Annotated in this window: 11 protein-coding genes; all 11 read left to right on the forward strand. The window is 49.8% G+C overall.

Annotation, left to right across the window (positions count from 1 at the left end; genetic code table 11):
* Positions 1–44: 44 nt before the first annotated feature.
* The 11 genes from HMPREF0980_RS00165 to HMPREF0980_RS18420 are packed head-to-tail and all read left to right on the forward strand — an operon-like array spanning position 45 to position 11,271.
* The gene (locus HMPREF0980_RS00165) at positions 45–752 is read left to right on the forward strand and encodes a zinc metallopeptidase (RefSeq protein ID WP_049727154.1); all 708 of its coding nucleotides are present in this window, start codon (positions 45–47) and stop codon (positions 750–752) included.
* Positions 753–774: 22 nt separating this feature from the next.
* A complete protein-coding gene (rsmB, locus tag HMPREF0980_RS00170; RefSeq protein WP_049727155.1) occupies positions 775–2,079 on the forward strand; it encodes a 16S rRNA (cytosine(967)-C(5))-methyltransferase RsmB in 1,305 nt (434 codons plus the stop codon).
* A complete protein-coding gene (rlmN, locus tag HMPREF0980_RS00175; protein ID WP_049727156.1) occupies positions 2,072–3,142 on the forward strand; it encodes a dual-specificity RNA methyltransferase RlmN in 1,071 nt (356 codons plus the stop codon). Before rsmB ends, rlmN begins: the two co-directional genes overlap by 8 nt.
* Positions 3,120–3,863 (forward strand): Stp1/IreP family PP2C-type Ser/Thr phosphatase, encoded by a 744-nt coding sequence (locus HMPREF0980_RS00180; protein WP_049727157.1) that lies wholly within the window; start codon positions 3,120–3,122, stop codon positions 3,861–3,863. Before rlmN ends, HMPREF0980_RS00180 begins: the two co-directional genes overlap by 23 nt.
* On the forward strand, positions 3,857–5,965 hold the full coding sequence (gene pknB, locus HMPREF0980_RS00185; RefSeq protein ID WP_049727158.1) for a Stk1 family PASTA domain-containing Ser/Thr kinase: 2,109 nt from the start codon (positions 3,857–3,859) through the stop codon (positions 5,963–5,965). The genes HMPREF0980_RS00180 and pknB overlap by 7 nt, the downstream gene beginning before the upstream one ends.
* Positions 5,966–5,996: 31 nt before the next feature.
* Positions 5,997–6,875 carry a ribosome small subunit-dependent GTPase A gene (gene rsgA, locus HMPREF0980_RS00190; RefSeq protein ID WP_049727159.1) on the forward strand — a complete coding sequence of 293 codons (879 nt, stop codon included), beginning with the start codon at positions 5,997–5,999 and terminating at the stop codon, positions 6,873–6,875.
* A gap of 3 nt (positions 6,876–6,878) precedes the next feature.
* Positions 6,879–7,541: a ribulose-phosphate 3-epimerase gene (rpe, locus tag HMPREF0980_RS00195; RefSeq protein WP_049727160.1), complete on the forward strand. Its 663-nt coding sequence runs from the start codon at positions 6,879–6,881 to the stop codon at positions 7,539–7,541.
* Positions 7,534–8,199: a thiamine diphosphokinase gene (locus HMPREF0980_RS00200; RefSeq protein WP_049727161.1), complete on the forward strand. Its 666-nt coding sequence runs from the start codon at positions 7,534–7,536 to the stop codon at positions 8,197–8,199. The genes rpe and HMPREF0980_RS00200 overlap by 8 nt, the downstream gene beginning before the upstream one ends.
* A gap of 59 nt (positions 8,200–8,258) precedes the next feature.
* Positions 8,259–9,359, forward strand: a complete 1,101-nt coding sequence (gene ychF, locus HMPREF0980_RS00205) for a redox-regulated ATPase YchF (RefSeq protein ID WP_049727162.1) — start codon at positions 8,259–8,261, stop codon at positions 9,357–9,359.
* 20 nt (positions 9,360–9,379) lie between these two features.
* On the forward strand, positions 9,380–10,255 hold the full coding sequence (gene lgt, locus HMPREF0980_RS00210; RefSeq protein WP_049727163.1) for a prolipoprotein diacylglyceryl transferase: 876 nt from the start codon (positions 9,380–9,382) through the stop codon (positions 10,253–10,255).
* Positions 10,252–11,271: an NUDIX domain-containing protein gene (locus HMPREF0980_RS18420; RefSeq protein WP_084002590.1), complete on the forward strand. Its 1,020-nt coding sequence runs from the start codon at positions 10,252–10,254 to the stop codon at positions 11,269–11,271. The genes lgt and HMPREF0980_RS18420 overlap by 4 nt, the downstream gene beginning before the upstream one ends.
* Positions 11,272–11,982 lie beyond the last annotated feature (711 nt).

An 11,982-nucleotide genomic window follows, 5' to 3' on the forward strand; every position in this document is an offset into this window, starting at 1 on the left:
TTTCATATATAATAGCTAGTATACATGTAAAAGGAGGCTAATCAATGATATACCCAATGATGTATTTCGATCCAACGTACTATTTAGTTATCATCGGCGTCATCATCTGCCTGATAGCGTCAGCAAAGATGAACGCCACATTTAATAAATATTCCCGTGTCCGAAGCCATACAGGGATGACCGGCAGGGATGCGGCAGAGCACGTTCTCAGGGGAGCGGGAATCTATGATGTCAAGGTGGAGCATGTCTCAGGAAACCTGACAGACCACTACGACCCGAGAAGCAAAGTGTTAAGACTCTCCGATGCGACATACAATTCTCCTTCTGTCGCTGCCATCGGCGTGGCGGCACACGAGTGCGGCCATGCGATACAGCATGCGGAAGGGTATGCGCCTCTTACGCTGCGCGGTGCCCTTGTGCCTGTGGCGAATTTCGGAAGTGCCATTGCCTGGCCTCTCATACTGATAGGCCTGCTCATAAACAGCAGTTCTTCCGCCCTGCTGCTCAACCTTGGCATCATCGCGTTTTCCCTGGCTGTGCTGTTTCAGATCATAACGCTGCCGGTAGAGTTTAACGCGTCCAGAAGGGCAATCAGGCTGCTTGGAAGCACGGGCCTGCTGTACGACAGCGAAGTTGCCGATACGAAGAAGGTACTGACCGCCGCGGCCCTGACCTATGTAGCGGGAGCGGCGTCTGCAATATTGCAGCTGTTGAGAATACTCGTTCTCACAGGAGGAAGAAGAAGCGATTAATCCATATGAGGGGGAATGCAATATGGCATCATCGGTAAATGAAAGGGAACTGATACTGGACACGTTGCTGCAGATTACGAGGGAAGGCGAATACTGCCATATCGCGTTGCGCAATGTGTTGGAGAAGTACCAGTATCTGGATAAGAAGCAGCGTGCGTTTATCACAAGGGTGATAAACGGCACGCTGGAACATCTCATAGAGATAGACTATATAATCAATCAGTTTTCCAAAGTAAAAGTAAACAAGATGAAACCGGTCATATGCGCAATCATCAGGAGCAGCGTATACCAGCTGAAGTATATGGACAGCGTGCCGGACAGCGCAGTGTGCAATGAGGCGGTAAAGCTTGCGGAAAAGAGAGGCTTTTCAAGCCTCAAGGCGTTTGTGAACGGCGTATTGCGTAATGTCAGCCGCAATATCAATAAGATTGGCTATCCGAAGGATTACATAGAACACATGTCAATCAGATATTCCATGCCTAAGTGGATTCTGGAACAGTGGCTTGAGCGGTACGGAGAGGATAATGTCCTCGTCATGGCTGAAGATTTCCTGAAAGAGAAGCCGATGACAATCCGGTTCAACCCCGACCGTGTCAGCAGGGAAGAGTTGGAACAGATGCTGAAAGAAGAAGGAGTCCGCACGGAGGAGATACCGGACTTTCCCGCGGCGCTTCATATATACGGATACAACTATCTCGGAGGACTTGAAAGCTTCCGCAAGGGCTATTACCATGTACAGGATATCAATTCTATGCGTACCGTGCACTGGACCGCCCCAAAAAGGGGAGATGTGGTAATTGACGTGTGTGCCGCTCCGGGCGGCAAAGCGCTGCATATGGCAGAGCAGCTGCACGGAACCGGCCATGTGGAGGCAAGGGACCTGACCGGCTATAAGGTGAGCCTCATTGAAGAAAATATCGAACGCAGCGGTCTTAAGAATATTGAAGCGGTGAAATGGGACGCCACGATTCTTGACAGATCTGCTGTGGAATCCGCCGATATCGTAATTGCGGATTTACCGTGCTCGGGGCTCGGTGTGATTGGAAAGAAGCCTGACCTTAAATATAAGATGACAGAGGAGATGCAGACAGAGCTGGCAGAGCTTCAGAGGAAGATGCTGTCAGTTGTACAGAATTATGTAAAACCTGGCGGAAAGCTCGTATACAGCACATGCACGGTCAGCTGGGCAGAGAATGAGGGGAATGCAAGATGGTTGAAAGAGACGTACCCCGAGTTCAGCCTTGTACGGGAAAAACAGATGATTCCCGGTCTGGATGAAGGAGACGGATTTTACATTGCGCTTTTCCAGAAGGAGAACCATGAGTAAAAAGGATATTTGTTCGTATGAATACGTACAATTGAAGAAAGAAATAGAAGCTTTAGGAGAAAAGAGCTTTCGGAGCAGGCAGATATACGAATGGCTTCACGTCAGGCTGGCGGACAGCTTTGAAGAGATGACCAGTCTTTCAAAGAAGCTGAGGGGACAGCTGGATGAGAAGTATGAGATCCGGAAAGTGATTCCGGTGGAACACCAGATATCCAGAGTAGACCCGACGGAGAAGTTCTTGTTTGAGCTGCAGGACGGCAATATGGTAGAGAGTGTTCTTATGCGTTATAATTACGGGAATTCCGTCTGCATCTCATCGCAGGCGGGCTGCCGTATGGGCTGCCGTTTCTGCGCGTCCACGCTGGATGGCCTTATGAGGAACCTGACCCCTTCCGAGATGCTCCGGCAGATATATCAGATTCAGAAGAGGATAGGGGAACGTATTTCCAACGTGGTTGTGATGGGGACAGGAGAACCTTTGGACAATTATGAGAATTTCCTCCGGTTTATACACATGGTCAGTGACGAACACGGTCTTCATATCAGCCAGAGGAATATTACCGCTTCCACATGCGGCATCGTGCCGAACATGAGGAGGCTGGCAGATGAAAATCTACAGATTACGCTGGCGCTGTCGCTGCATGGCTCCACCCAGGAGAAGCGCAAGGCCCTCATGCCTGTGGCGAATAAGTACAGCCTTAAGGAAGTGCTGGAAGCATGTGACTACTATTTTGAAAAGACAGGCCGCAGAATCACGTTTGAATACAGCCTCGTACACGGGGTAAACGACGGACCTGAGGATATAAGAGAACTGACGGGAATACTGAAGCACCGGAACTGCCATCTGAACCTGATTCCTGTGAACCCGATAAAGGAGCGTGATTTTGTCCGCCCGGACAGTAAAAATGCCCTTGAATTTAAAAATAAACTTGAAAAAAACGGAATTAATGTTACTATAAGAAGGGAAAGAGGCTCGGATATAGACGGAGCCTGCGGACAGCTTCGCAGACGTCATGCTGCGGGCAATAAGGGAGAATCAGATGAAGATTTATGCGATGACTGATGTGGGAAGAAAACGCGAAGTCAATCAGGACTATGTATATGTGACGGATAAGCCCATAGGGCCTTTTCCGAATCTGCTGGCGGTGGCCGATGGAATGGGCGGGCACAAAGCCGGCGACTTTGCGTCCAAATATACGGTCACGGTGCTGAGGAAAGAGCTGGAGCAGACGTCTATCGACCGTCCGGAGGAGATTCTGCGGGGAGTGGTGGCGACCGCCAACAATAAGCTGATAGAAGCTGCTGCTACGGATGTAAAGCTGGAAGGAATGGGTACGACGCTGGTGGCGGCCACGGTGGTAGGCAATACCTTGTATTTTGCCAATGTAGGAGACAGCCGCCTGTATCTGATCAATGATAAAATACGGCAGCTGTCCAAGGACCACTCTCTCGTGGAGGAGATGGTAAGGCTTGGAGGAATAAAGGAAGAAGAAGCAAAGAATCATCCGGATAAAAATATAATTACAAGGGCCATTGGCGTGAAGCCGGATGTAGAAGCAGATGTATATGAGTACCGTCTGAAAAAGGGGGACACAATACTAATGTGTACAGACGGGCTTAGCAACATGGTGGAAGACGAAGATATGTTTGACATCGTGAAAGGTTCAAGAGATATTGTGGAAGCGGTGCAGATGTTGATTGAAAAGGCAAACAGTAATGGCGGGAGAGATAACATAGGGGTTGTTATGGCAGAGCCACTTTCAGATGAGGTGAGTACATGGTAAAGGATGGAATTTATTTAGGTAAACGTTATGAGGTGCTTAGCAAGATTGGTGCCGGGGGGATGGCCGATGTCTATAAAGGCAAAGACCATATGCTCAATCGCTACGTGGCAATCAAGGTATTGAAGAAAGAATATAAAGAAGATGATAACTTTGTCCGCAAGTTCCGCTCGGAAGCTCAGGCGGCGGCCGGACTTATGAATCCCAATATCGTCAACGTATACGATGTCGGCGAGGACCGGGGCCTGTACTATATGGTAATGGAACTGGTAGAAGGGATTACGTTAAAAGATTATATAGAGAAGAAGGGCAGACTGTCCCACAAGGAAGTCATAAGTATCGCGATACAGATGTGTACCGGAATCGGGGCGGCCCATAACGCCCATATTATCCACCGGGACATAAAGCCTCAGAATATTATCATTTCCAGGGACGGTAAGGTTAAGGTAACCGACTTTGGCATCGCCAAGGCGACGACATCCAACACGATCAGCTCCAATGCTATGGGTTCTGTGCATTATACATCTCCCGAGCAGGCCAGGGGCGGTTTCAGCGATGCGAAGAGTGACGTCTATTCGATAGGTATCACGTTATTTGAGATGGCTACGGGAGAAGTGCCTTTTGACGGGGAATCTACAGTCGCAGTCGCCATCAAGCATCTGCAGGAAGAGATTACACCGCCCTCTGAGATTGTTCCGGACATTCCGTACAGCCTGGAACAGATTATCCTGAAGTGTACGCAGAAAAATGCGGAAAGAAGATATGGCAGCACAACGGAGCTCATCCAGGACTTGAAGCGTTCGCTTGTGGATCCGGATGGGGATTTTGTCGTTATTCCGCCGCTGCGCAATGCTGATACGGTCATAATTACTGACGAAGAACTGGATGATATACGCAGTTCCTACGACGATGAAGATGAGTACGATGAAGATGACTATGAGTATGATGATGACGAATATGATGATGACGAATACGACGATGAATATGGCGACGGCGAGTATGATGAGGACGAGTACGACGATGAATACGATGAGGACGGGGGAGGCGCGAAACGGGGCAGAAAAGGGAAGAACTCCGATGAAGTAAATCCGAGGATGAACAAGATCATGAAGATTCTTACGATCGTGGTCGTGGTAATCATCGTCTTCATCCTGATATTTACGATTGGAAAGGCCGCAGGTATCTTTAAGTTCGGCCCGAATATCAATACAGAGGAAACCGATACCGGCAAGGTCAAAGTTCCTGATATCGTCGGCATGACAGAGGATGACGCGAAGGCGGCGCTTAAGAAAAAAGGACTTGGAATGAAAGTAGTGGCCCGCAAAGAGTCTAAGAAGTATGAAAAGGGTACGGTCAGTGAACAGAAGACGGAGGCCGGGAAAAAGGTCAAGAAGAATTCAACCGTTGAAGTAGTCGTAAGCTCTGACCTTGTGGGGGATGAGATTACCGTGCCTGACGTCAGCGGCATGAGCGAAGATGATGCCCAGAGGGCGCTTGAGGATGAAGGGCTGAAGGTTGGCAGTTCGGAATTTGTCTATGACGACAATGTGGCGGAAGGTGATGTCATCGGAACGACGCCGTCAGCCAATGCGAAGGTGACTAAAGATACCGAGATAATCATGAAGGTAAGCAAAGGAGCCGAGAGAAAGACGGTGCCGGATATCCGCGGCATGAGTGAGAGTGCAGCCAGAGATGCCCTTTCAAATGCAGGCCTGACGGTGGGAACAGTGACCTACGACTACAATGACAGCGTGGAAAAGGGAAATGTCGTGTCGCAGAGCCTGAACGGTGGCAAGAAGGTTTCCAAGGGAACGACGGTAGACTTCGCGGTCAGCAATGGTAAGAAGCCGGAAGAGAAGATCAGTGTGCCGGGCGTCGCCGGCGTATCCGAGAACAATGCCAGACAGCTCATAAGCAATGCGGGCCTGTCTGTCGGAACGGTCACATACCAGGCGAATAACAATGTAGGAGCGGGACTTGTCGTGAGCTGTGATCCTGGTGTCGGAAGCAGCGTATCCAAAGGGACGAAAATCAATCTCGTCATAAGTACAGGACCGCAGCAGCAGCCTCCGACAGAAAGCCCCGACGGCGGTGAGACAGAGTAGCAGTCAACATTGGAGCCAGACAAGGAAGAGCATGAGAGGAAAGATAATAAAAGGTATAGCCGGATTCTACTACGTTCACGTAGTAGAATCCGGTGTTTATGAGTGTAAGGCGAAAGGCATATTCCGGAAAGAGAAGATAAAGCCTCTTGTTGGAGATGACGTAGAGATAGAGATACTGAGTGGTCAGGAAAAGACGGGTAACATAGAGACGGTATATCCGCGGCGCAATGAACTGGTAAGGCCGGCCGTGGCCAATATCGACCAGGCGCTGGTCGTCTTCGCCGTTACGAGGCCGAGTCCGCATTTTAATCTGCTGGACAGATTCCTCGTGATGATGGAGAGCAAGGACATACCAGTCATCCTCTGCTTCAACAAGGAAGATATCGCGACAGATCCTCAGGTAAAAGAGCTGGAAGAGATATATGCAAGATGCGGCTGCCCGCTTCTGTTCACAAGCGCGCGGTCCGGACAGAATCTGGATCAGGTGAGGGAAGTGCTCAGGGGCAGGACGACAGCTGTTGCAGGGCCGTCAGGCGTGGGAAAGTCTTCCATCATCAATATACTGCAGCCTGAGGCGAACATGGAGACCGGGGCAATCAGCAGCAAGATAGAACGGGGGAAACATACGACCAGGCATACAGAACTGTTTCCGGTGGGAGATGACGCTTATATCATGGACACCCCGGGCTTTAGCTCCCTGTATGTGAATGATTTCGATAAAGAGGAGCTGAAACAGTATTTTCCAGAGTTTGCTCCTTTTGAAGGGACATGCCGGTTCAATGGTTGCGACCATATCCATGAGCCGGGCTGTGGTGTGAAGGAGGCGCTGGAAAAGGGCCTTATCCACCATGTCCGCTATAAAAGTTATGTAGAAATGTATGAGGAACTAAAGAATAAGAGGAGGTACTGATTTATGGAATACATTCTGGCGCCGTCTATCCTGGCGGCTGACTTTGCCGTGCTGGGGGAAGAGATGAAGCGTACGGCAGATAATGGGGCGAAATATCTGCACTTTGATGTGATGGACGGAATGTTCGTGCCGAGCATTTCCTTCGGCATGCCGGTCCTTAAATCTATCCATGAGGTGACGGATCAGGTGATGGACGCACATCTTATGGTACAGGAGCCTGTAAGGTATGTAGAAGATTTCAAGGATGCCGGTGCTGATATCGTAACGGTCCATCTGGAGGCATGTGAAGATGTGGACGCCACGCTGAAGAAGATCAAAGAGTGCGGGATGAAGGCGGGGCTGTCCATCTGTCCGGAGACGGAAGCCGGCGCGGTAGAAAGATATATACCGGACATAGACATGCTGCTGGTGATGAGCGTACACCCTGGATTCGGAGGACAGAAATTTATTCCGGAATCTCTTGATAAGATCAGAGTTATCCGCAAAATGGCATTGGAGCAAGGCAGAGACCTGGACATCCAGGTAGACGGCGGCATCTATGTGAGCAATGTGCGTGAAGTACTGGATGCCGGCGCGAACATTATCGTTGCAGGTTCCGCCATATTCAAAGGAGACCCGGAAGAGAACACTAGGGAATTTATGGAGATATTAAAAAGCTATGAGTAAGAAGATTGTGATTGTGAGCGGCGGTGAACTGGATGAACAGCTGGCATTATCCTATCTTGACGAAGAGAGCGGCAGCTATGTCATAGGTGTGGATAAGGGGATGGAGTTTCTTTACAGCCATGAGATTGCGCCGGATTATATTGTCGGGGACTTTGACAGCGTCAATCCTGAGATAGCAGAGTATTATCGCACGCAGACGAATGTGCCTGTAAGAGAATTTAACCCGGTGAAGGACGCGTCTGATACAGAGATTGCAGTGAGGCTTGCCATGACGCTGGGAGGGAAAGAACTGATTATCCTTGGGGCTACCGGCGGACGGATCGACCACCTGTGGGCGAATGTACAGACGCTTACGGTGCCTTTTAAAGCAGGAATCAAAGCATATATCATTGATACGCAGAACCGGATCAGCCTTATCGGCGGAGAGACGCGTCTGAAAAAGGAAGACGCGTACGGACCTTACTTTTCCGTGTTCCCGCTAGGCGAGACCGTGTATGGATTTAATATAACCGGAGCAAAATATCCGTTGAAGGACCATACGCTGACTCCGTATGACAGCCTGTGCGTCAGCAACCAGATAGATGCGGAGGAAGTCAGAATCGAATTTGGCGGCGGCACGGTTATACTTATGGAGACTAGAGACAGCAAAGGGGTCTGACCCTTTTCAGGAGGGGGCAGGCCCCTTTTAAAACTATTTGCAAAGAGAGGACATAACAGATGAAGTTAGGAATTGTAGGATTACCTAATGTCGGGAAAAGTACATTATTTAATTCATTGACAAAGGCAGGAGCAGAATCGGCCAACTACCCATTCTGCACGATAGACCCGAATGTAGGAGTCGTGACAGTGCCGGACGAGAGATTGAACGTGCTTGGGGAGATGTACCACACGAAGAAGATTATTCCGGCTGCCATAGAGTTTGTAGACATCGCAGGACTTGTCAAAGGAGCTTCCAAAGGCGAGGGACTTGGCAACCAGTTTCTTGCAAATATACGGGAGGTGGATGCTATCGTGCACGTTGTCCGCTGTTTTGAGGACGGTAATATCGTACACGTTGATGGTAATATAGATCCTCTGCGGGATATTGAGACGATTAATCTGGAACTTATCTTCTCTGACCTGGAGATTTTGGAGAGAAGAATATCCAAGACAGCCAAGGCCGCCAGAAATGACAAGCCGGCAGCTAAGGAGCTTGCGCTTCTGGAAAAGATAAAGGCGCATCTGGAAGACAACAGGCTGGCTAAGACATTTGACGGTACAGAGGATGAGGAAGAAGAGGATTGGCTGAAAAGCTATAATCTTCTTACCTACAAGCCTGTCATATACGCTGCGAATGTGGCGGAAGACGACTTGGCGGATGACGGGGCCCAAAATGCGGGAGTCCAGGCCGTCCGTGAATACGCGTCAAAAGAGGAGAGCGAAGTATTCGTCGTCTGCGCCCAGATAGAGCAGGAGATTGCCGAGCTGGATGACGAGGAGAAGAAGATGTTTCTCGAGGAGCTTGGCCTGGAGGAATCTGGCCTGGAAAAATTAATAAAGGCAAGCTACAGGCTTCTTGGACTGATCAGCTATCTGACGGCAGGAGAGCCCGAAGTGCGGGCATGGACGATAACACAAGGCACAAAGGCGCCTCAGGCGGCAGGTAAGATTCACACGGATTTTGAACGGGGGTTCATCCGGGCCGAGGTAGTCTCCTATGATGACCTGATGGCGTGTAAGAGCCATGCGGCTGCCAAAGAAAAAGGACTGGTCAGGCTGGAAGGAAAAGATTACATTGTCAAGGACGGAGATATCATGTTATTCCGGTTTAATGTATAAGAGGGAAGAGGGGATTATAAATGCACAAGACGATTGACTTTCCAAATATTGGGATTCATCTGAAGTCTGTCGGTGACCACATAACAGTATTTGGATTTGATATTACTTTTTATGGCATGCTTATCGGTCTTGGAATTCTGGCAGGTATATTTATAGCTGCCGCTGAAGCAAAGCGGAGCGGGCAGAATTCGGAAGACTATTTCGATCTGGCCATCTACGCCGTTATTTTTTCTATTATAGGGGCCAGGATCTATTACGTCATATTCTCATGGGATATGTATAAAGATGACCTGCTCAGCATCTTCAACACGAGGCAGGGCGGGCTTGCCATATACGGCGGAGTGATTGCCGCTGTTATTACGGTAATCATATATGCCCGTATTAAAAAGATGTCGGCGCCTCTTATATTCGATACTGCAGGGCTTGGCCTCGTGGCGGGGCAGATGATTGGCCGCTGGGGCAACTTTTTCAACAGGGAGGCATTCGGGGAATATACGAATAATCTGTTTGCCATGAAGCTGCCGGTTGATGCCGTGCGTGGTTCAGATATCACGGAACTTATGCGAAAGCATATGGAACAAGTTGACGGCGTCTCTTATATACAGGTACATCCTACCTTTTTATATGAGTCGCTCTGGTGTCTGATGGTTCTCGTCATCATGCTCATATACCGCAAGTATAAAAAATTCGACGGCGAAGTGTTCCTTGTCTATATGCTCGGGTATGGCATCGGCCGAGCCTGGATTGAAGGGCTGCGCACCGACCAGCTGCTGCTTCCGGGCGTGGGATGGCCGGTATCCCAGATATTGGCCGGGATAATCGCCGTCGTATCTCTCGGGTTAATCATCTACAAGCGCTTCAGAATCAGGCAGGAAGCAGAAAGGGAACAGAGATGACAAGTCTGAGTACGCTCTGCTACATGGAACGTGATGGTAAATATCTGATGCTTCACAGGACAGTAAAGAAAAATGACGTCAACAAAGACAAGTGGATTGGTGTCGGCGGGCATTTTGAGGCAGATGAAAGTCCGGAAGAGTGCCTGCTCAGGGAAGTGAGGGAGGAGACGGGATATACGCTGACATCTTACAAATACCGCGGCATCGTCACATTCGTGTCAGGAAACGGTGTGACAGAGTATATGTCACTGTATACCGCAGACGGTTTTGAGGGTAATCCGATACCGTGTGATGAAGGAGAGCTTGCATGGGTCGATATTGAAGACATCTGGAACCTGAACATATGGGAAGGCGATAAGATTTTTTTCAGGCTCATGGATGAACGGGAAGAGTTCTTCTCGCTGAAGCTCGTGTACGACGGTCACGACAAACTCGTATCGGCTTCCCTTGACGGCAGGCCGATGGAACTGTTCGACGTACGCAATCCGGACGGAAGTCCTTCCGGTATCGTGAGAGAGCGGGGCGTCGTGCACCGGGAAGGAAGCCTCCACGCAACTGCCCATATATGGGTAGTACGTGAAAACAGCAACAGCGGATATGATGTGCTTCTGCAGAAGAGAAGTTCCTGCAAAGACTCAAATCCCGGCTATTACGATATCTCTGCCGCCGGCCACCTGGCAGCAGGGGACGACTACCTCCCTTCTGCGGTCCGGGAGCTTGAAGAAGAGCTTGGAATCACAGCAGAGGAAGAAGAGCTTCAATTCGTCGGCATCCACCACGGAGGCTTTGAAGATGTGTTCTACGGAAAGCCGTTCAAGGACGATGAGCTGAGTGCCGTCTATGTGTACAACAGGCCGGTGCAGAGTGATAAGCTGAAGCTGCAGGAATCAGAGGTGGAAGAAGTAATATGGATAGACTACGAAGAATGCAGGAAGAGAATTACGGACGGTACGCTAAAGCACTGTATGTATGAGGATGAGTTTGAAATGGTTGGAACATACCTCGGTGTCCTCTGAATAATGGGGGTTTTGTAAATTAGGGCGCCGCTGGGGAGGCAGGGGGCATCTGCTGCGATGCGTCCGGGACTGCGACTATCACACAGATTCCTAAGCCTGTGGAATGTTCGCCGATGGCGGCTCTCATCCCACGGGCCAAGGTATCTGGTGAGGATTCTCCGTCCCTCCCGCTTATACCTTCGCATCTGCCCCCTGTCTCCCCAGCGGCTATCTACTTTACTGGCACGGGCGGGGGTGGCTGTGTGACTTTACTGGCGACCGGAAGGAATTTATCTGTGCCGGTATATTAATAAAAAAGCTGAGCGAGTGAAAACCTTTGGCGAAATGGAATTATAATTATAATGAGGAAGAGCCGGAATCAGGTACAGGGCTGTTATGTGAGATAACATCCCTTGCCTGACTCCGGCTCTTCCTGCAGCAACGGCGTGCACGCCTCGCTGCAAACGTTTAACTACGATAATATACAACGTTCTAAACTGTATGTGTTATTTACGTTAAGCTTACAATCATTTTCCACCTAGCTGACGCAGCCAGCGTTCATCCGCTGGCCAGTAACGCTACATAGCCGTCCTCGCCCTTGTTAAGTAAAGTAGATAGCGGGCGGGGAGCCGGGTGGGAGATGCGCAGGTGTAAGCGGAAGAGGCGGAGAATCCTTTCCGTAGCCCTTATCCTGCGGGATGCAAGCCGCTATCGGCGCGCATTCCGGAGGGT

The organism is Dorea sp. D27, assembly GCF_001185345.1.
Lineage (GTDB): Bacteria > Bacillota > Clostridia > Lachnospirales > Lachnospiraceae > Extibacter.